General features: G+C 67.5%; 21 protein-coding genes. 14 read left to right on the top strand and 7 right to left on the bottom strand.

The window, feature by feature from the left end:
• The 13 genes from hydA (at position 1) to mutM (ending at position 12,418) form a co-directional block, all read left to right on the top strand.
• Positions 1 to 1,440, top strand: coding sequence for a dihydropyrimidinase (gene hydA / locus ABIB54_RS06655; RefSeq protein WP_354574735.1), 1,440 nt, complete (start codon positions 1 to 3; stop codon positions 1,438 to 1,440).
• Positions 1,441 to 1,573: 133 nt separating this feature from the next.
• Positions 1,574 to 2,590, top strand: coding sequence for a TIGR03842 family LLM class F420-dependent oxidoreductase (locus tag ABIB54_RS06660; protein WP_354574736.1), 1,017 nt, complete (start codon positions 1,574 to 1,576; stop codon positions 2,588 to 2,590).
• Positions 2,587 to 3,456: an ABC transporter permease gene (locus tag ABIB54_RS06665; RefSeq protein WP_354574737.1), complete on the top strand. Its 870-nt coding sequence runs from the start codon at positions 2,587 to 2,589 to the stop codon at positions 3,454 to 3,456. Before ABIB54_RS06660 ends, ABIB54_RS06665 begins: the two co-directional genes overlap by 4 nt.
• Positions 3,453 to 4,259: an ABC transporter ATP-binding protein gene (locus ABIB54_RS06670; protein ID WP_354574738.1), complete on the top strand. Its 807-nt coding sequence runs from the start codon at positions 3,453 to 3,455 to the stop codon at positions 4,257 to 4,259. Before ABIB54_RS06665 ends, ABIB54_RS06670 begins: the two co-directional genes overlap by 4 nt.
• Positions 4,256 to 5,026, top strand: a complete 771-nt coding sequence (locus ABIB54_RS06675) for an ABC transporter permease (protein WP_354574739.1) — start codon at positions 4,256 to 4,258, stop codon at positions 5,024 to 5,026. The genes ABIB54_RS06670 and ABIB54_RS06675 overlap by 4 nt, the downstream gene beginning before the upstream one ends.
• Before the next feature lie 65 nt (positions 5,027 to 5,091).
• On the top strand, positions 5,092 to 6,237 hold the full coding sequence (locus ABIB54_RS06680) for an ABC transporter substrate-binding protein (protein ID WP_354574740.1): 1,146 nt from the start codon (positions 5,092 to 5,094) through the stop codon (positions 6,235 to 6,237).
• A gap of 64 nt (positions 6,238 to 6,301) precedes the next feature.
• Positions 6,302 to 7,666: an aspartate aminotransferase family protein gene (locus ABIB54_RS06685; RefSeq protein WP_354574741.1), complete on the top strand. Its 1,365-nt coding sequence runs from the start codon at positions 6,302 to 6,304 to the stop codon at positions 7,664 to 7,666.
• A gap of 60 nt (positions 7,667 to 7,726) precedes the next feature.
• Positions 7,727 to 8,908 (top strand): lycopene cyclase family protein, encoded by a 1,182-nt coding sequence (locus ABIB54_RS06690; protein ID WP_354574742.1) that lies wholly within the window; start codon positions 7,727 to 7,729, stop codon positions 8,906 to 8,908.
• Positions 8,905 to 9,861: a Brp/Blh family beta-carotene 15,15'-dioxygenase gene (locus tag ABIB54_RS06695; RefSeq protein ID WP_354574743.1), complete on the top strand. Its 957-nt coding sequence runs from the start codon at positions 8,905 to 8,907 to the stop codon at positions 9,859 to 9,861. Before ABIB54_RS06690 ends, ABIB54_RS06695 begins: the two co-directional genes overlap by 4 nt.
• A gap of 9 nt (positions 9,862 to 9,870) precedes the next feature.
• The gene (locus ABIB54_RS06700; RefSeq protein ID WP_502917088.1) at positions 9,871 to 10,449 is read left to right on the top strand and encodes a YceD family protein; all 579 of its coding nucleotides are present in this window, start codon (positions 9,871 to 9,873) and stop codon (positions 10,447 to 10,449) included.
• Between the two features lie 15 nt (positions 10,450 to 10,464).
• Complete coding sequence (rpmF, locus tag ABIB54_RS06705; protein ID WP_185201195.1) at positions 10,465 to 10,668, top strand: 50S ribosomal protein L32; 204 nt, start codon at positions 10,465 to 10,467, stop codon at positions 10,666 to 10,668.
• A 35-nt stretch (positions 10,669 to 10,703) separates the two neighbouring features.
• Complete coding sequence (gene rnc / locus ABIB54_RS06710) at positions 10,704 to 11,411, top strand: ribonuclease III (protein ID WP_354574744.1); 708 nt, start codon at positions 10,704 to 10,706, stop codon at positions 11,409 to 11,411.
• A 2-nt stretch (positions 11,412 to 11,413) separates the two neighbouring features.
• Positions 11,414 to 12,418 (top strand): bifunctional DNA-formamidopyrimidine glycosylase/DNA-(apurinic or apyrimidinic site) lyase, encoded by a 1,005-nt coding sequence (mutM, locus tag ABIB54_RS06715; RefSeq protein ID WP_354574745.1) that lies wholly within the window; start codon positions 11,414 to 11,416, stop codon positions 12,416 to 12,418.
• Between the two features lie 111 nt (positions 12,419 to 12,529).
• Here mutM and ABIB54_RS06720 read toward each other — a convergent pair whose 3' ends face one another.
• Both ABIB54_RS06720 and ABIB54_RS06725 read right to left on the bottom strand, forming a co-directional pair.
• Positions 12,530 to 13,882 (bottom strand): ATP-binding protein, encoded by a 1,353-nt coding sequence (locus ABIB54_RS06720; RefSeq protein WP_354574746.1) that lies wholly within the window; start codon positions 13,880 to 13,882, stop codon positions 12,530 to 12,532.
• The gene (locus ABIB54_RS06725; RefSeq protein WP_354574747.1) at positions 13,879 to 14,553 is read right to left on the bottom strand and encodes a response regulator; all 675 of its coding nucleotides are present in this window, start codon (positions 14,551 to 14,553) and stop codon (positions 13,879 to 13,881) included. The genes ABIB54_RS06720 and ABIB54_RS06725 overlap by 4 nt, the downstream gene beginning before the upstream one ends.
• Positions 14,554 to 14,699: 146 nt before the next feature.
• Between ABIB54_RS06725 and ABIB54_RS06730 the strand changes: the two genes are divergently transcribed.
• On the top strand, positions 14,700 to 15,236 hold the full coding sequence (locus ABIB54_RS06730; RefSeq protein ID WP_354574748.1) for a hypothetical protein: 537 nt from the start codon (positions 14,700 to 14,702) through the stop codon (positions 15,234 to 15,236).
• Positions 15,237 to 15,239: 3 nt separating this feature from the next.
• On the opposite strand, the gene ABIB54_RS06735 is transcribed toward ABIB54_RS06730, so the two are convergent.
• The 5 genes from ABIB54_RS06735 to ABIB54_RS06755 all read right to left on the bottom strand — a co-directional run bounded on the left by ABIB54_RS06735 (position 15,240) and on the right by ABIB54_RS06755 (position 19,875).
• The gene (locus tag ABIB54_RS06735; protein WP_354574749.1) at positions 15,240 to 16,322 is read right to left on the bottom strand and encodes a GNAT family N-acetyltransferase; all 1,083 of its coding nucleotides are present in this window, start codon (positions 16,320 to 16,322) and stop codon (positions 15,240 to 15,242) included.
• A 90-nt stretch (positions 16,323 to 16,412) separates the two neighbouring features.
• On the bottom strand, positions 16,413 to 17,033 hold the full coding sequence (locus ABIB54_RS06740; protein WP_354574750.1) for a response regulator: 621 nt from the start codon (positions 17,031 to 17,033) through the stop codon (positions 16,413 to 16,415).
• Positions 17,030 to 18,133: a sensor histidine kinase gene (locus tag ABIB54_RS06745; RefSeq protein ID WP_354574751.1), complete on the bottom strand. Its 1,104-nt coding sequence runs from the start codon at positions 18,131 to 18,133 to the stop codon at positions 17,030 to 17,032. The genes ABIB54_RS06740 and ABIB54_RS06745 overlap by 4 nt, the downstream gene beginning before the upstream one ends.
• A gap of 57 nt (positions 18,134 to 18,190) precedes the next feature.
• Positions 18,191 to 18,934 carry an ABC transporter permease gene (locus ABIB54_RS06750; protein ID WP_354574752.1) on the bottom strand — a complete coding sequence of 248 codons (744 nt, stop codon included), beginning with the start codon at positions 18,932 to 18,934 and terminating at the stop codon, positions 18,191 to 18,193.
• A 2-nt stretch (positions 18,935 to 18,936) separates the two neighbouring features.
• The gene (locus tag ABIB54_RS06755; RefSeq protein WP_354574753.1) at positions 18,937 to 19,875 is read right to left on the bottom strand and encodes an ABC transporter ATP-binding protein; all 939 of its coding nucleotides are present in this window, start codon (positions 19,873 to 19,875) and stop codon (positions 18,937 to 18,939) included.
• Between the last annotated feature and the right edge of the window lie 158 nt (positions 19,876 to 20,033).

Raw genomic sequence — 20,033 nt, forward strand, 5'->3', positions numbered from 1 at the left:
GTGAAGACCCTCATCACCAACGGCACGGTCGTCAACTCGACCGGCACCGCGCTCGCCGACGTGCTGATCGACGGCGAGACGATCGCAGCGGTACTGGCGCCCGGATCCCAGCTGCTGGGTTTCGATGTCGCCGCCAACGTGGACACGGTGATCGATGCCGCCGGCAAATACGTGATCCCCGGCGGCATCGATGCTCACACGCACATGGAGATGCCCTTCGGCGGCACCAGTGCGAGCGACACCTTCGAGACCGGCACCCGGGCTGCGGCCTGGGGCGGCACGACCTCCATCGTGGATTTCGTCGTTCAATACGCCGGCGAGAACATCATCGACCAGTACAACCTCTGGCAGGCCAAGGCGGCCGGACAGTGCGCGATCGACTACGGCTTCCACCAGATCCTCAGCGACGTGCAGGACTCCTCGCTCGTGGCGATGGACGAGCTGCTCGCCGAGGGAGTCTCGAGCTTCAAGCTCTTCATGGCCTACAAGGGCGTCTTCCTCTCGGACGATGGACAGATCACCAAGGCCATGCAGAAAGCCGCCACCAACGGCTCGATGATCATGATGCACGCGGAGAACGGCAGCGTGATCGACCTGCTCGTGCAGCAGGCCGTCGCGGCCGGAAACACTTCGCCCTACTTCCACGGCACCACCCGCCCGTGGCAGGCAGAGGAAGAGGCCACGCACCGCGCCATCATGCTCGCCAACCTCACCGGAGCACCGCTGTACGTGGTGCATGTGAGTGCGAAGCAGGCCGTGGAGCAGATCGCCACGGCCCGCGATCGCGGCCAGAACGTGTTCGGCGAGACCTGCCCGCAGTACCTGTACCTCTCGCTCGAGGAGCAGCTCGGCGCGTCGAGCGAAGAGTGGGGCAGCTTCGAGGGGGCGAAGTGGGTCTGTTCCACCCCGCTGCGGTCACGCGAGGAGGGTCACCAGCACCACATGTGGCAATCCCTGCGCACCAACGACATCCAGATGGTCTCCACCGACCACTGCCCCTTCTGCATGAAGGGGCAAAAGGACATGGGCCTGAACGACTTCTCGAAGATCCCGAACGGCATCGGCTCGGTTGAACACCGCATGGACCTGCTCTACCAGGGTGTCGTCGACAAGCAGATCTCGCTCGAGCGCTGGGTCGAAGTGACCTCGACGACGCCGGCCCGCATGTTCGGCATGTACGGCAGGAAGGGCGTCATCCAGCCGGGCGCGGACGGGGATGTCGTGATCTACGACCCGAACGGCCACACCTCGATCGGCATCGCAGAGGGGCGATCGCACCACATGAACATGGATTACAGCGCCTGGGAGGGCTTCGAGATCGACGGTCACGTCGACACCGTGATCTCCCGCGGGAAGGTGATCGTGGACGACAACCAGTACCTCGGCACGAAGGGCGACGGCAAGTATGTCAAGCGCGGTCTCTCGCAGTACCTGATCTGACCCGTTGCTGGTCGAGTAGCGAGCGCCAGCGAGCGTGTCGAGACCGGGTAAGAGGTCTCGACACGGCCGCAGGCGGCCTACTCGACCAGCAGAGGCGGCCCACTCGACCAGCGGCATTGACAGAAAGAGCCACATGGAATTCGGAGCAGTACTCCAGACCAACCCCCCGGCCTCGCGCACGGTATATCTCGCCAAGCTCGCCGAGCAGCACGGGTTCGACTACGCCTGGACCTTCGACTCCCACCTGCTCTGGCAGGAGCCCTACGTGATCTACAGCCAGATCCTCGCGGAGACGCACCGGATCAAGGTCGGCCCGATGGTCACCAACCCGGCCACGCGCGACTGGACCGTCACGGCATCCATCTACGCCACCCTCAACGAGATGTATGGAAACCGCACCATCTGCGGCATCGGTCGCGGGGACTCCGCGGTGCGCGTGACCAACGGCGCGCCGACCACCCTCAAGACCCTGCGGGAATCGATCCACGTCATCCGCGAACTCGCGAACTCCCGCTCGGTGGAATACAACGGCGCTCAACTGCGGTTCCCCTGGAGCGTCGGCAGCGAACTCGAGGTCTGGGTCGCGGCCTACGGCCCGCTCGCCCTCAAGCTGACCGGCGAGGTCGGCGACGGGTTCATCCTGCAGATGGCGGACCTGGATGTCGCGGAGTGGATGATCGCGACGGTGCGGGCCGCCGCAGAGAACGTGGGCCGCGATCCACTGTCGATCAAGTTCTGCGTTGCCGCGCCGATGTACATCGGCGAGGACTGGGATCACATGCGCAACCAGAACCGGTGGTTCGGCGGCATGGTGGGCAACCACGTGGCCGATATCGTGGCGAAGTACGGCGAGGGCTCTGCGGTGCCGAAGGCTCTCACCGACTACATCAAGGGCCGCGAGGGCTACGACTACAACGAGCACGGCCGGGCGGGCAACTCGCACGCCGAGTTCGTGCCCGACGAGATCGTCGACCGGTTCTGCCTGCTGGGCAGTGCCGACCAGCACATCGAGAAACTCAAGGCGCTCAGGGAGCTCGGGGTCGACCAGTTCGCCGGGTACCTGCAGCACGACAACAAAGAGGAAACCCTCCGGGTCTACGGCGAGACCGTGATCCCCGCACTGCGCGACCAGATCACGGCGAAGGTATGACCCGCACCCGCGGCATCCTGCTCGGCGTGGTGGGTGTCGTGCTGCTCGGCGTGCTGTGGGAGGCCTACAAGGCCCTCGGTCCGGCAAACGGGTTCGTGATCAACGGACTCACCGTCCTGCCGCGCACGAATGACCTCGCGATGCCACACCTCGTGACCATGTTCACTCGCCTGTTCGAGCCGGTCACTTCGGCACCCGGCTCGCCCGCACTCTGGAGCGCCGTGGTGCAGGCGGCCGGCTTCAGCCTCGGCATCGCCGCGGTCGGTTGGATCATCGGGGTGGTCGTCGGCATGCTTCTCGCTGTGCTCATGCAGCGCTTCCGCACCGCAGAGTCCGCGTTGCTTCCCTGGGTGGTGCTGAGCCAGACCGTTCCCCTGATCGCGCTCGCGCCCCTCGTCGCGGGAATCGGCGCACAGCTGAGGTTCGGCGAGGCCCGCTGGCAGGACTGGATGTCCGTGGCACTGATCGCCTCGTACCTCGCCTTCTTCCCCGTGTCAGTGGGTGCGCTCCGCGGCCTCGAATCGCCGGACAGGGCGCACGTGGAACTGATGCGCACCTATGCGGTCGGATGGTGGAAGACGCTCATCACATTGCGGATCCCCGCGAGCATCCCCTATCTGCTCCCGGCCCTGCGGCTCGCCGCCGCCAATGCGGTGATCGGCACCGTTGTCGCGGAGGTCTCGATCGGCCTCCGCGGCGGGGTCGGACGAATGATGATCGAATACGCGTCGGCTTCGAGCGGCGACCCGGGCAAGCCCTGGGCACCGATCTTCGGTGCGGTGGTGATCGGTCTGATCGCCGCGGGTCTCGTGGCCGCCATTGGGCTCGGTCTTCGTAAATATCGTCAGGGAGAGGTCCCAGCATGAGCAACGCAGTCACGGTGAACGCGGCGTCCAAGATCTTTCCGCTCGCTCGCGGCAAATCGGTCGTCGCCCTCGAGGAGATCGACCTCGCGGTGGCACCCGGGGAGTTCGTCTCTCTCATCGGACCGAGCGGATGCGGCAAATCGACGCTGCTTCGCCTGATCGCCGACCTCGACCAGCCGACGAGCGGCAGCATCGAGGTCTTCGGCAAGACGGCGCGGCAGGCTCGCATCGACCAGGACTACGGCATCGCCTTCCAGCAGGCCGGACTCCTGCCGTGGCGATCCGTCACGGGCAATATCGAGCTGCCCCTCGAGCTGCACGGGGTCGGCAAGACCGCGAGACGGGCACGGGCCGCCGAACTGCTCGCTCTCGTCGGGCTGTCCGACTTCGCTGATCGCTACCCGGACCAGCTCTCCGGCGGAATGCAGCAGCGCGTCGCCATCGCCCGCTCGCTGGCCGAGAGTCCAGAGCTGCTGCTCATGGATGAGCCTTTCGGTGCCCTCGATGAGATGACCCGCGAGCGGATGCAGGACGAGCTCGTGCGCCTGTGCGCCGAGACCGGCGCCGCGGTGGTGTTCGTGACGCACTCGATCCCCGAGGCGGTGTTCCTCTCCGACCGCGTCGTGGTGATATCTCCCCGGCCCGGCCGCATCCGCGAGATCGTGCCGGTCGGGCTCGGCAGCGCGGGCAATCGCGAGGAGGGCTTGCGCGAGGCTTCCGGATTCTTCGCCGCGGTGAGTGCGGTGCGCGAGGCGCTGCACGGCGCGCCCACCGCCGAGGTCCGCGGAGGAGAAACGCGATGAGGGAGACCACCGCGGGGCGCGCTCGGATGATCATGGCACCGGTCATCCTCGGAGTCGTCGTGATCGTGCTCTGGCAGCTTGTCGTCGTCGGATTCGCGATAAAGCCCTACGTCTTGCCGAGCCCTTTGTCGATCTGGGACCAGTTCACACGCGCGTTCGGAACGATCTGGTCTGGCACAAAGGTCACCGGTTTCAATGCTCTGGTCGGTCTGTTGCTCGGTGCAGTGCTCGGCATACTCTTCGCTGTCTTCTCCGCACTCCTTCGAGTGTTCGATGAACTGTCGCTTCCCGTGGTTCTCGCTCTCGCAGTCGTGCCGATCGTTGCCCTCGCCCCGGTGCTGTACACCATGTTCGGAGCCGGAGAAGAGACCGCCCGCCAGTTGGTCGCGGCGCTCGCCGTCTTCATCCCGGTGTATGTCAACACTCTGCGAGGGCTCCGCCAGGTGAGACCGGTGCACCGCGATCTGATGCGCGCCTACGCCGCGAGCGCATGGCAGGCGACTCGCACGGTAACGCTACCTGGCGCGACACCGTTCCTCTTCACCGGATTGCGGATCGCCTCGTCCCTTGCCGTAATCTCCGCACTCATTGCGGAGTACTTCGGCGGCCCGGTTGACGGACTGGGCCGATCGATCACCTCGGCAGCCTCGTACAGTAACTATCCCCTCGCCTATGCCTTCGTGCTCGGCTCTATCGTGCTCGGACTCGTGTTCTATCTGCTCACCCTCGCCCTCGAGAAGTTCGCAACCCGGCATTCTCCCCCCTGATGTTCGGCGGCCTCGGCCGCCAGCTCAATCACCACCCCACAGTGACCCCCAAGGAGGAAGTAACAGTGAAGCACAGCAGAAGGATTATTCTCGGAGTCATCAGCGTCGCAGCAGCGAGCACATTGGCCTTGAGCGGATGCAGCAGCACCCCCAAGGCCGCAAGCAAAGCCGGCGAGCTCACTCCGGTCACGTTGCAACTGCAGTGGGTGGCCGACGCGCAGTTCGCCGGGTACTACGCCGCCCTGGCCCAGGGCTATTACAAAGACGAGGGCCTCGATGTGACGATCAAGGAGTCGGGCACCGACACAGTGCCCATCAAGACAGTCGCTGCAGGGGAGGCCGACTACGCGATCTCCTGGGTTCCGAAGGTGCTCGGCTCGATCGAGCAGGGTGTCAACGTCACCGATGTCGCCCAGATCTTCGAGCGCAGCGGCACGACGCAGATCTCCTTCAAGGACAAGGGCATCACGAAGCCGGCCGACCTCAAGGGCAAGAAGGTGGGCAGCTGGGGCTACGGCAACGAGTGGGAACTCTTCGCCGGCATGCAGAAAGCCGGCATCAACACGGCCTCGGGCATCAGCCTCGTGCAACAGGCCTTCGACATGAAGGGGTTTCTCGCCGGTGACATCGACGCGGCCCAGGCGATGACCTACAACGAGTACGCCCAGGTGCTCGAGACAGTCAATCCCGCCACCGGAAAGCTCTACACGCCCGACGATCTCAATGTGATCAACTGGAACGACGCCGGTACGGCGATGCTGCAGGACGCGATCTGGGCGGATGCCGGCAAGCTGGCCGACGACAAGGCGTACCAGTCCGAGACCGTCAAGTTCATCAAGGCCTCGATCAAGGGCTGGATCTATGCCCGCGACAACGCACAGAAAGCGGCGGACATCGTGACGGCCGCGGGATCCACCCTCGGCACCAGCCACCAGCTCTGGATGACCAACGAAGTCAACAAGCTGATCTGGCCGTCGAAGGACGGCGGAATCGGCACCATCGACACGAAGTCGTGGGACACCACCGTGAAGATCGCCAAGGGCACCAAGAACGACACCGGCTCGACGATCATCACGGCCACACCGCCGAAGACCGCCTACTCCAACACCTACGTGAAGAAGGCGCTTGCGGAGCTGAAGACCGAGGGCGTCGACACGACCGGAAGCAGCTTCACCCCACTCACCGTCACTCTCAAAGAGGGCGGCAAGTAGTATCTGATCCACCGGGTGCGGGGGCCGTTTCCGCGGCTCCCGCACCACCGAAAGAAGGCACCGAATGACCACTCTCGACCCCACCATCCCCGACGCGGGCACCTTCGATCCGTCCGACGGCGCCGTCGCCTACGACCTCGACCGCTCGCACGTCTTCCATTCCTGGTCTGCACAGGGTGCGCTGAAGCCCTTTGTGATGGCCGGGGGACTCGCGTCCACCATCTGGGACTACGACGGCAACCACTACCTCGACTTCTCGAGCCAGCTCGTGAACATGAACATCGGCCACCAGCACCCCAGGGTGATCGATGCCATCAAGGCGCAGGCCGATCTCCTCACGATGGTCGCGCCGGCACACGCGAATCTCGCCAGAGGGCAGGCCGCCAAGCGCATCCTCGCCAAGGCGGGTCGCCCCTTCGGCAAGGTCTTCTTCACCAACGGCGGTGCGGATGCCAATGAGAATGCCATGCGCATGGCGCGGCTGGTCACCGGGCGAGACAAGATCCTCTCCCAATACCGCTCCTATCACGGCAACACCGGAGCGGCCGTCGTCGCCACCGGCGACTGGCGCCGCGTGCCCAACGAGTTCGCCAGAGGGCACGTGCACTTCTTCGGGCCGTTCCTCTACCGCTCGGAGTTCTGGGCCGGTTCGCCAGAGGAGGAATGCGCCCGCGCGCTGCACCACCTCGAGCGGGTCATCCAGTCGGAGGGCCAGGCGTCGATCGCCGCGATCCTCATCGAGGGGGTTCCCGGTACCGCTGGCGTGCTCGTGCCGCCGCCCGGATACCTGGCGGGCGTGCGCGATCTCGCCGACAAGTACGGCATCCTCCTGATCATGGACGAGGTGATGTCCGGATTCGGGCGCACGGGAGAATGGTTCGCCTGGCAGGGATTCGCGGCCGAAGAAGGGGACTGGACCCCCGATCTCATCACCTTCGCCAAGGGAGTCAACTCCGGCTACGTGCCGGCCGGCGGAGTGGTCATGTCCGAATCGATCGCCAACGCCTTCGAGACCCAGGTCTTCCCCGGAGGGCTCACCTATTCCGGGCATCCGCTCGCCATGGCGTCTATCGTCGCGGCGCTCGATGTCATGGAGGACGAGGGCATCGTCGACAACGCCCGTGTCATCGGCACCGACCACCTCGCACCCGGCCTCGCGGAGCTGAAGGCGAAGCATCCGATGATCGGGGAGGTGCGGGGACTCGGCGTGTTCTGGGCGCTCGACCTCGTCGACGACCCGGAGACCCGAGACCCGGTCTCCGGCGCGGTCATCGCGCAGGTGAAGACCGAGTTGATGTCGCGGGGACTGTTCCCCTTCTCGGCCGACAACCGCATCCACGTGGTGCCGCCGTGCGTGGTCACCCCGGACGAGGTCGCCCAAGCCCTGGTGATCTACGACGAGGCCTTCACGGCGGTGGAGTCGGACTGATAGCTGTGGGAACACCGAGAGTGGCGGAAGGGGCGGGTTAGATAGCTTAGTTTCTTAACTATGACGAGTCTCGCCGCGGGAGCCGACGCCGACCTGGTGATTCTCGGGGCCGGTTGCGCGGGACTCTCCCTTGCTGCGCGACTCGCCCGCTCTCAGCATCGCCTCTCGGTGCACATCATCGAGCCGCGCACGGAGTACGAGGACGACCGCAGCTGGTGCTTCTGGCGACCGGAACGGCACGACCTGTCCGACCTGGTCTCCCACAGCTGGGACGGCTGGAGGTTCTCCGGGGCTACCGGCCCGGCCGTGCACCACCGCGTCGAGGGCTTGCGCTACCAGTACGTGCGTGGCAGCGATTTCTACACGCGCGCAAGAGAGCGGATCGACGCCTCCTCCGACATCACTCTGCATTCGGGGGTGCACGCGACCGGGCTCGTCTCTCTCGGGGAGGGGCCCGGCGCGATCGTCCGGGTGGAGACGGATCGCGGCAGCATCCGCGCCCGGCACGTGGTCGACACGCGTCCGCGGGTGATGCCGGCGCGGCTCTACCAGAGCTTCGCCGGTGTCGAGATCGAGAGCGAGCATCGGCTGCCCTTCGATCCCGCGGAGGTCGGACTGATGGATGCGATGGCCACCGACGCGGGCGGCATGCACTTTCGCTACACCCTGCCACTCGGCCGCACCCGAGCCCTCGTGGAGTGGACTCGCTTCAGCGCGACACCCGTGCCGTCGGGCATCCTGTCGGCGGAGCTGGATGCCGAGCTCGCGCGTCTCGGGCTGGCCAGCGCTCGCGTGATCCGACGGGAGGGCGGCGTGCTTCCGATGGGAACGCCCGGCGATCTGCCCGATGCGCCGGCCGGCGTCGTGGTCGCCGGCAACTCGGGTGGGGCGTTGCGGGCGGCATCCGGCTACGGGTTTTTGCGCATCCAGAAATGGGCACAGGCGTGCGCGTACCGGATGCAGCGCGGGGAGCCGCCCGTTGGGCATCCGTCCGAACCGTGGCTGAGGCGTTCGATGGATCGCATCTTCCTCCAGGCCGTGCGCGCCGACCTCGAACGCACCCCGGACTACTTCCTCGCCCTCGCCCGCGGGGTGCCGCCCGCCGGACTCGTGCGGTTCTTGAGCGACGCCGCCCTCCTGCCCGACTACGCCAGGCTCATCGCGAGCCTGCCTACAGTGCCGTTCCTGCGGCAGCTGGCCCCGACGGCGGTTCCTCCGGTGCGGGACCTGGTGCGCGCGTGAGCGGCGTGGCGCCGGCGGTCTCGAGGCGGCCGTCGCTGGAGACTGCGCTGTTCTCGGTGCTCGCCATCGTGGCGGTGATCGTCATCGCATCACGGATGCCCGCCCCGCCGCTTGCGGTGCAGGCCGCGGTGCTCGGTGTGCTCGTCGCCACGCTCGGACTTCCCCACGGCGCCCTCGATCCGCTCATCGCCCGCCGGGCCGGGCTCTGGCGTACGCCGCTCGGGCTTGCCGGTTTCAACCTCGGTTACTTCGCGATCGTGCTGCTGGTGGTGGGCGTCTGGCTGCTCGCGCCCGCCGTGAGCCTCGTCGGATTCCTCGTGGTGTCGGGCATCCACTTCGGTGCCGATTGGAATGCCGGACGCAGTGTCGTGCTGCGCTCCCTCACCGGTATCGGCCTGCTCACCCTGCCGGCCTTCGCCCACCACGACGAGGTAGCGGGGATCTATCGCACCCTCGCGGGTTCCGGAGGGGTGGTCGTGGCCGATGTGCAGGCCGCCCTCGGCCCGGTGGCCGTCACCGCGATGCTGCTCGGGGCGGCACTGGCCGTGCGTCGGCGACCCACCGAGTCGCTCGAGATCCTGCTCGCCGCAGCCCTGGCGCTCGTTGCGCCACCCCTCGTGTTCTTCGCCCTGTACTTCTGCGCGCTGCACAGCGCACGGCACCTCCGCCACGGGTTCGCCGAGGAGCGCGGCGGTGGGCGACTGACGGTGCTCATCACGGTGGTCTATACCGTCGTGCCGATCGTGGCGGTCGGCATCCTGACGGTGGTATTCGCACCACAGCTCGCCCCGGGCGGGCCGCTTGCGGAGGGCTGGATCCTCCGGCTCGTCTTCATCGGGCTCGCCGCCCTCACTGTGCCGCACATGCTGGTGATCGCCGTGGGGGAGTGGCGGGGCCGACGGTTCGCGCAGAGCACAGCGAAGCATCACGGCTCGAGGCGGCCGCTCGCGTAAACTCGACTGGTGCCTCACGTGATCAAGACCCCCTATACCGTCGACGTCTACGACCTCATGCACCGCCCCGGCGAGATGCGCGAGCGATCGATCGACATCGTCGTGCCCGAAGGTTTCGGCAACGCGATGATCGGCGTGAAAGAGGGCAGCGAGCTCACCGTCGAGCTTCGGATGGAGTCCCTTCACGACGGCATCCTCGTGAGCGCCGACATCGAAGGCACGGCCGCGGGGGAGTGCGGTCGGTGCCTGATTGACATCGAACAGGCCGTCCAGGTCGAAATTCAGGAGCTTTTCGCGTATTCTTCAGACGAAGCTTTTGAATACGAGGTTCACGAGGACACCATCGATCTCGAACCCGTAGTCAGGGATGCGGTGGTGTTGTCACTCCCGTTCCAGCCGGTCTGTCAAGAAGATTGCCTCGGCCTGTGCCCGCAGTGTGGGGTACGGCTCCTCGACAACCCGGGCCACAAACACGAGAACGCCATCGATCCACGGTGGGCGGCTCTCGAGAACCTGGCCGGTTTCGACGGAAGTACAGACTCCACCACCACCACGAATGTGACCGACGCTGCCAGCAGCGCGGAGTAGAGAAAAGAGAAACTCATGGCCGTACCGAAGCGCAAGATGTCCCGCGCCAGCACCCGCGCGCGCCGCGCCCAGTGGAAGGCGACCCCGCCCACCCTGGTGAAGACCGTCGAGGGCGGCAAGGTCACCTACAGCCTGCCGCACCGCGCGAAGGTCGTGGAGGACTCCACCGGAGCCCCCCTGTACATGGAGTACAAGGGCCGTAAGGTCGCGGACGTTTAGTCCCGGTTATCGTCACCGATCCATTGGTCATTCCGATGCCGGGGACTGAAGCGAGTCGAGGCGAACTCGAGACGTTTCTCGCGGTCGACGTGAGCTCGGAGCTACTCGAACTCGCGTTGACCCATCGGTCCTATGCCTACGAGAATGGTGGCCTCGCGCACAACGAGCGCCTCGAGTTTCTCGGCGACTCGATTTTGGGCCAGGCCGTCACCGTGATGCTCTACCGGGACAATCCCTCCCTCGACGAGGGAGAGCTCGCCAAACGGCGAAGCAGTCTGGTGAGTTCCGTCGCGCTCGCCGAGGTGGCCCGTGCCATCGGTCTCGGCCGCCACATCCGGCTCGGACGCGGCGAAGAACTCACCGGCGGTCGTGACAAGTCGTCCATTCTCGCCGATACCGTCGAAGCCGTGATCGGCGCGACGTACCTCGATGCCGGCGGAGAGGCCGCCACCGAACTCGTGCTGCGCCTCGTCGCCCCGCTGATGCTCGATCCCGATCGCTTCGGTGCCGCGATGGACCCGAAGACGAGCCTCCAGGAGCTCTCCGCCCGAACGGGCCGTGGACTGCCGCACTATGCCGTGACGGACACCGGACCCGACCACTCCAAGCGCTTCCACGCCACGGTGTCGCTCGAGGGTGCGGACATCGCCAAGGGCGACGGCACGAGCAAGAAGCAGGCAGAGATGGCGGCTGCCCTCGAGGCCTGGACCATCCTTTCCGCATCCATTCCCGCGCAGCGCTGAGGGTGCCGGAACTCCCCGAGGTCGAGGTGGTGCGGGCCGGTCTGGAACCGGCTGTCACCGCTGCGACCATCGACGCGGTCACCGTCTTCGAGGAACGGTCGTTGCGCCGCCACGACGGTCCGAGTGAGGATTTCGTCGAGAGGCTCGTGGGGCGCAGCATCCTCGCCGCCGTCCGTCGCGGCAAGTTCCTCTGGCTGCCTCTGTCTGCCCCGACGCCCAAAACGCAGGAGATTCGCCACGAAATGGGCAGATCGGCGGCAGTAGGCGCCATCGGTGGCACATCTCCTGCGTTTTCGGAACCGGCGGAGGCCCTCGTGGTGCATCTCGGCATGAGCGGCCAGGTGCTGCTTCGCGATGTCGGTCGGGCGGATGACGCGCTCCTGCGCATCCGGTTGGACATCTCCTCCGCCCACGACGGACCCCTGCGTGTGGACTTCGTCGACCAACGCATCTTCGGATCCATGGCGATCGACGGACTGCTGCCCACCCCCGACGGCCATGCCGCGGGATTCGGCTCGGATGCGGCTCTCATCCCCGGCCAGGTGGCGCATATCGCGAGGGATCCGCTGGATCCGGCCTTCAGCGACCGGCGCTTCTTCGATGCGCTGGCAGCGCGTCGCACCGGCATCAAAAGGGCACTGCTCGACCAGGGCCTCATCAGCGGCATCGGCAACATCTACGCGGATGAGGCCCTGTGGGCGGCCCGCATCCACTACGACCAGCCCACGGCGACGCTCTCCCGAGCGCGGGCTCGCACGCTGCTCGCGGAGGTGCGGCTGGTGCTCCGACGCGCGCTCGCGGAGGGCGGCACGAGCTTCGACGCACAATACGTGAACGTGAACGGGGCATCCGGCTACTTCTCTCACTCGCTCAACGCCTACGGTCAGCAGGGCAAGGGCTGCCCACGGTGCGGCCGGTCGATCGTCCGCGAGTCGTTCATGAACCGCGGCTCGCACTTCTGCCCGTTCTGCCAGAAGATCCGCCCGGCCTCCACTACTGCGGCATAACTCCTGCAACTCCTGCCTGCGACCGGGTCGGCCCCCGCGAATCCGGCCGCCAACGGGTGGCGTCCGGCAGAGTGCAGGAGTTATGCCGGAAGGGGCAGGGGTGCGGAGGGCTCAGGCCGCGGGCAGCGAGACGGCGAAGACCGCGCCGCCGCCGGGCGCATTGCCCGCCGCGATGCTCCCGCCGAGACGTGCGACCAGCCGGGCGGCGATCGACAGGCCGAGCCCGGTGCCGACGGCTCGGATGTCGCGGTACCGCGCCTGCAGGGCCCCGCGTTCGAAGGCAACGGCCAGGTCCTCCGGTGAGAGGCCCGGCCCCCCATCACGGACCTCGATGACCACTCCCGTGCCGAAGGCGCGCGCGGCGATGGACACCGTCGATCCCGCGGGGGAGACACGCAGGGCATTCTCCACCAGCCCGTCGATCAGCTGGCGCACCCGTTGGGCATCGGTCTCCATGGCGAGCCCGGGCGCACCCGGTATCGCCTTGACGGTGACGTCGAGAGTTGCGGCCCGTCCGCGCCAGGCGTCGGCGGTCTGCTCGAGAATGAGCGCGACATCCACTCGCTGGCGGATGACCGCGAAATCGTCGGCCTCGAGTCGGGCCAGCTCGAGCAGGTCGGCGACGAAACGGTCCAGTCGCTCGGTCTCGGTGACCAGAGTGGCACCGACGCCGGCGATGTCGCCCTCGCGGATGAGTCCGTCCACCATCGCCTCTCCATAGCCGCGCACGGCGGTGAGGGGAGTGCGCAGTTCATGTGAGATCGAGAGGAGGAACTCGCGCTGGCGGCCCTCGCTCGTGCTGAGAGCTCGATCGAGGGTCGCGAGCGCTTCGGCGACCGCCGCTACTTCGGTGGGCTGGTGCGCCTCCATGACGAGACCGCGTTCGCCGGCCGCCATCCGTCTCGCCGTCTCGACGGTCGCGACGAGCGGACGGGTGAGCCAGCGCGCGAGGAGAGTGCCGGCGACGATCGCCACCAGAACCCCGATCGCCAGAGCAAGGAAGACCCGCCGCACGGTTCCGGCCGTGGCGGTCTCGAGATTGCCGAGCGAACGGACCAACACGATCGCGCTCCCGGAAGCCGTCGGGCGGCCCTCCACGAGCATGGTCTTGCCCTTGCGGCCCTCCGTCTGTGAGACCGGGTCGCCCGCGAGAAGGGTCGTCACATCGGCGGCCGACACGAAGGCAGCACCCGGCCCGGACACCCGCCCGTCCGGGCCGACGACAGCGACCCGGGTGTCGCCGAGCGCGAGGCGCACCCGCTCCCGGAGAGACGCGAGATTGGTGGCGGCGGGCAGCTGGCTCAAGAGCAGTGCCTGCGCGGCGAGCTGAGCGCGGCCTTCGGCGATCGTCGACTGGCGCACCAACTGCGCCGAGACCAGACCGGTGATGAGCACGGCGAGCACGGCGACACTGACCGTGACGAGCGTGATCCGACCGCGGAGCGAATGGAACCAGGCGTTCACTCCGCCACCGAATAACCCACCCCACGCGAGGTGCGGATGGGGCTGTCGGCCCCGAGCTTCGCCCGCAGCTGGGCGATGTGCACGTCGACGGTACGTCCGAGCCCGTAGTCCGCGTGGCCCCACACGCTCGACAGCAACTGCTCCCGGGTGAAGACCTGCCCCGGCGAGCTCATCAGCTTGGCGAGCAGGTCGAATTCGGTGCTGGTGAGTTCGACCGGGCGACCGGATGCCTCCACCCGGCGGCGCGCCGCATCCAGAGTCACCGCGCCGGCGGCCATCGGGGCGGCAAGGGGTGTTCCCGCGTGGCGACGCAGGATGGTGCGGATGCGCGCCACGAGTTCACGCGGGGAGAAGGGCTTGGTGAGGTAGTCGTCGGCGCCGAGCTCGAGCCCGAGGATGCGATCGACCTCGTCATCGCGGGCCGTGACGAAGATGACGGGCGTCCAGTCATCCGCGGCGCGCATCCGTCGGCAGATCTCGATGCCGTCGAGGCCCGGCAGTCCGACGTCGAGCACGACGGCGACGGGGTGCAGCCGACGGATGCTGGCGAGACCGGCGATCCCGTCACCCTCGACATGCACGCCGAATCCCGCTTCTCCGAGGTAGAGCCGTTGAAGGTCGGCGATCGCGCGCTCGTCTTCGACGACCACGATGAGACCCTTCGACTCCATGGCACCATTCTGGTGGCACCGAGGATGCCCGGCCGCGCATTCGCGCCGGTCTTACGTTGCCCGAACATTCGCCGAACCCCCGCCAGACACCGGGCGAGCATCATGGATCAGGGCCGCAGAACGGCGGCCCCCACGGGAGGACAGTCATGAAGAACACGAAGACCGCCGCACGCTGGGCCAGGGGTGTCGCTGTCAGCGCCGGGCTCGCCCTCGCGCTCGGCACCGGCGGGCTCGCCGCGAATGCGGCAACGGCCCCGACGCCAGTCAGCACCAGCGCGGCGAGCTGCTCCTTCGGCGAGCATCTCATCTCGGCCTGGAGGGCCGTTCCGAGCGAGTTGCGCAGCGACCTGAAGGCGGCACGGGCGCTGAAGCCCGGCGCCGACCGTCGCGACGCACTGAAGAAGATCAGGGCCAAGGCCATCGACGGCGGGTACGGCGCCGCCGTCGAAGCCCGGGCCGAGTGGCGGAAGGATCACCGCGGCGACAAACTCCGCCCGTTGCCGGCGACCCTGAAGGCCGATCTCAAGACTCTTCACGCGACCCCGAAGCAGGCAAAGGGCGCCGAGAGGCAGAAGATCGCCGACACCGCCGTCGCCGGGGGCTACGGAGCCACCATCGAATCCTTTGCCAAGGCGGTGCAATCCAGTCCGGCGTGGAAGGACTGCACCCCGTCGGGCAGCTGACCGTCACGGGCCAGGGAGCACCTTCTTCCAGGCGCCCTCGTAGCCCATCGGGATAAAGCCGACGGCTTCGTTCACATCGAGCATGTGACGGTTCTCCTCGGCATTGAAGGTGATGATCGACGGATGCCCGGGGGCCGCCGCCTGCAGGTGGCGGATGTTCGCCGCCTTCAGCAGCATCCCGAGCCGATGTCCGCGGTGTTCCCTCAGCACGATCGTGTCGTTCTGCGACACCGCACGATCGACCTCGGCGGGCGCCCCGAGTTCGGTGAGGCCCACCAGCCGCCCGCTCGGCACGTGCTCGACCACGGAGACGAGGAATGTCTTCGGGCCGGCTTCGGCGCGATCCTCGTAGTCGATCGGGCGCTGGCGGGTCCAGACATCCTCCGGCTCCTCGAGGCCCGCGGATGGCGCATCCGTGCTCATGCGCGTGAAGAGCAGCGCCATGTCGTTGAGCCAGCGCTCCGGCGTGCGACCTGTCCACTGGTGAATGCGGTAGTCGGCGCCCGCCCTCTGCTGCGACCTTTCGACGAGCGCGTCGATGGCGGCGGCCGGCACGGGAAGAGCAAGCCGGCTGGCGCGCTCGACCTGCTCGAGCCGGAAGCCGCGGCCGAGAAGCATCCTCACCTCGCTGTTGTCGGCGGGCACGGATCCGAAGCCGGTGGGCGACGCGAGCCGGTCTCCCTCGGCCGCCTTCGACACGGTGTACACCACCAGCCGGCTGCGGCGCTCGGCGGCGGCGATCTCCTCCAGGCGATCGCTGAGGGCGGTGCCGATGCCCCGATGCCGGAACTGCGGATGCACCTGCACCGAGATCCACGCCATGTCACCCTCCGCCGAGGGCCGGGTCTCGAAGATCGCGCGCGCGACGATGCGTCCGTCCACCCGCGCCGCGAAGAGCTGCTTCGGCTCATACTCCTGGTCGAGCCAGACGGGCAGCAGCTCCGCCGGCGTCACGGCGAGCTCTTCGGTGCCGAAACCGTCGACCTCGCAGGCATTGCGCACCTCGGCGGTCGCGACGAAGTCGAGGGCGTCCGGATGCTCGAGATGAGGCGGGATGACGACCCGCTCGATCGTGAAGTCGGTCACGGTGGTGGCCCCTCTACTGCCGTCAGGGGTGGGACAGCCGACCAGAGTACCTCCGGGCTGGGTGCCGCGACCTCGATCGATACCGAAGCGTTAGGAGAGCAGCCAGCCGTTGTCGGCGGCGATCCGCACGGCCTCGCTTCCGTTACGCGCCCCGGTTTTGCCGATGGCCGAGGAGAGGTGGTTGCGAACGGTGCCCTCCGAGAGGTGCAACTGCTTCGCGACATCCCCGATGCTCCCCTCGGATCGCAGCGCGAGCAGCACGTCCGTCTCTCGCGCGCTGAGCGGGGATCCGCCGGAGATGAGCGACTCGGTGGCCAGGGTGGGATCCACCACCCTCAACCCGGCGTGCACGCGGCGCACGGCATCCGCGAGCTGGTGCGAGGGGGTGTCCTTCACGACGAAACCGGATGCTCCGGACTCGAGCGCGCGCCGGAGGTAGCCCGGCCGACCGAAGGTCGTGACGATGAGCGATCTGCAGTCGAGGCCGGAGTCCCGCAGCTGCCGGGCGACCGCGAGACCGTCGAGGCCCGGCATCTCCACATCGAGCATGGCGACGGATGCCCCGGTGCCGGTCACCAGCTCGAGGACCTCGTCGCCGCGACCCGTCTGCCCGACGACCTCGAGGTCCGGTTCCAGTGACAGCAGGGAAGCAAGGGCGCCACGCACCAGGGCCTGGTCGTCGGCGATCACGATGCGGATCGCCTCACTCACGCGGCACCGCGCACCACGAGTTCGAATCCACCCTGGCGGCTCTGCCCCACCAGCAGTTCTGCCGCCGCAGCGGCGCTGCGCTCGCGGAGGCCGCGCAGGCCGTTTCCGGTGACCGGGGCATCCGTGAGCATCGCGCCCGGACCGCGCCCGTCGTCCGCCACGGTGAGGGAGCGGTGGTCGATGGTCACCCAGCATGCCGTCGCCCCCGAATGGCGGATCACGTTGGTGACCCCCTCGCGCAAGACCCAGGCGAACACTCCCTGCTGCCGGGGGTCGATCGCCGGCACCGACTCCGGCAGGTGGGACTGGATGCCGGCGGCCGCGAGTGCAGTCTTCGCCGCGACCAGTTCCGCATCCACCGTTGTCTCCCGGTAGTTGGAGACCGCGAGGCGCAGGTCGGCCAGGGCGCTCCGGGTGAGGCGTTCGATGTCCGCGATCTCGAGCTCTGCCTTCTCCGGATCGATGGTGACCAGCCGGCGAGCCAACTCCGACTTCATCGTGACCACGGTGAGGCTGTGGCCGAGCACGTCGTGGAGGTCACGGCTGAATCGCGCGCGCTCCTCCACGACGGCCAGCCGGGCGATCTCCTCGTTGGCCCCCCGCAGTGTGACGTTGGTGCGGGAGATCAGTCCGAGCCCGATGAATGTCGCCGCGCCCACCGCGGTCACCATCGGGGCGAAGGCCAGTCCAAGGGTGAACCCCACCGAAGCCCCGATCGCCCCCTGCACCAGGATCACGAGCACCGAGAATCCGATCGCGAGCCGAAGCGGCAGGTTGATGAAGGCCACGAGCGAGACCACGAGCAGCCACATCCAGATCGCGACAGGACCGATCAGGGGAAAGAGCAGGAATGAGGCGGCCCAGTACGCGGCGACGGCGATCAGCCGGGTGCGGACGCTCTCGACCCAGAGGATCGGGCCGAGCAGCATGAACGCGGCGTAGAGCACTGCGAGAAGCAGGAGGCCGAGCACCTTCGAGACGACCGGGCCGTCGAGGATGAGCACGTCGAAGACGAGGATGACCTGCCAGATCAGGCCGGATCCGGCCCCGATGTACCAGGAGCGGGCACCGTGAGCGCGGAGTCGCTCGCGCACGGGCATCCATGGTTCCTTCACTGCAGTCTCTGTCGACACGGTGTTCACCCTATTGCGAGCGGCTCAGGCGCGGGCGGCGTCGCGGCGATAGCGCCAGGTGATGAGGGCGGCGAGTGCGACGGTCCAGGCGGCGAGGACGATGATCGGCAGCAGGGCGTTGCCCGTGCCATCCGCCCCGATCTGGCCGAGCTTGTTGAGCCAGTACGAGGGAACCGTCTGCGCGATCGAGATCACCCAGGTGGGCATCACCTCGAGCGGGATCCACAGCCCGCCGAGGATCGCCATGCCGAGGAACACCACGGTGAAGAGGGGCTGGGCGAAGGAGGGGCGGGCGAACTGGCCGAGCGCCACGGCGATGAGGGCGAAGGGAATGACACCGATCCAGATGCCCAGGATCGCGGTGAACCAGTGCAGGGCATCCATCCGCGCTCCGAGCACAATGATCGACACCGCGCAGAGGGCGATGATCGTGCCGAGCGCCACGAGCAGGGCAGCGGCGACCTTCGACACGAGGTAGCCGACCCCGGAGAGCGGCGTGATGCGCAATTGGCGGTTCCAGCCGATCGAACGCTCCGTGGTGATGGCGAAGGCCTGCGAGAGGGCGGCGAGCATTCCGCCGTAGGAGGCCATCTGCACTGTCGTGACGATGAGCCAGGGGAGGCCGGAGCGCTGCTCCTGCTGCCCTCCCGAACCGTAGAGCGAGCCGAAGATGAGCAGCATCACCAGCGGGATCACGAAGGTGAAGGCGAGTGAGCGCACATTGCGCAGCTGGCGGAGGGACTCGAGGAGGATGTAGCGAAACGGCATGGTCAGACTGCTTTCACGAGGAGCGGCTCTGCGCTGGACGGGGGAGTGGTGGAGGTGAGAGCGAGGAACGCGTCATCCATCGTGTGGGCCGAGATCTCGATGTCGCGCGCCGTCGGCACGGCGGTGAGGAGGGCCCGGAGGGTGCGATCCGAGTCGTCCGTCCTGAGCGAGAAGCGGTCGCTCCTGCGGTCGAGGGACCGGATGCCCGGCAGCCGGGGGATCGCCGCGGCCGCGGCATCCGCGTCATCACGGTCGACTTCGAACCGGATGGTCCGGCCGGAGACCACCGACTTGACCTCGGAGGGGGTCCCATCGGCGACGATCCGGCCGGCGCCCATGATCACGATGCGGTCGGCGAAGGAGTCCGCTTCGTCGAGGTAGTGGGTGGCGAAGACGACGGTGCGTCCCTCCTCGGTGAACTGTCGCATCGACAGCCAGAAATCCCTGCGGGATTCGACGTCCATGGCGGCCGTCGGCTCATCCAGGATCAGCAGTTGGGGGTCGGAGACCACCGCGACGGCGAAGCGGGCACGCTGGAGCTGACCCCCGGAGAGCTTGCTGACGCGCCGGCCGGCGAGGTCGCGGATGCCCGCCCGCTCGAGCGCCTCCTCGACGGGGAGCGGTGCGCGGTGGGCGCTGGCGACAAGGGCGACGGTCTGTGCGACAGTGAGGTCGGGAAGCAGCGCGCCGCCCTGCAGCATGGCGCCGACGCGACCGTCGACGATGGCGGCCCGGGGGTCGCCATCGAACAGTCGGGCCGTGCCGGTGGTGGGGTGGGAGAGGCCGAGGGCGAGATCGATGGTGGTGGACTTTCCCGCGCCGTTCGGCCCGAGCAGCGCAACGACCTCCCCGCGGTCGATGCGGAGGTCGACATCCACGACGGCGTGCACGGTGCCGAAGTTCTTCGAAAGGCCGGTGAGGTGAATCGCGGGAGCTGTCATAGGCCAAGCCTCCCGGTGGGCCCGCATCTCGCGCCACGACTCCTCTCATGCTCTCGCCGTGACTTTTGTCACCGGTGGCGCCTGCCATAACTCCTGCAATCTGGTGGCGGATCGACTCCCGCTCCCGAAAGGGCAAGGAACGTCGCCGCGCGCGCCCC

Origin of the sequence: Frigoribacterium sp. UYMn621 (assembly GCF_040549525.1) — a bacterium.
Classification (GTDB): Bacteria; Actinomycetota; Actinomycetes; order Actinomycetales; family Microbacteriaceae; genus Lacisediminihabitans.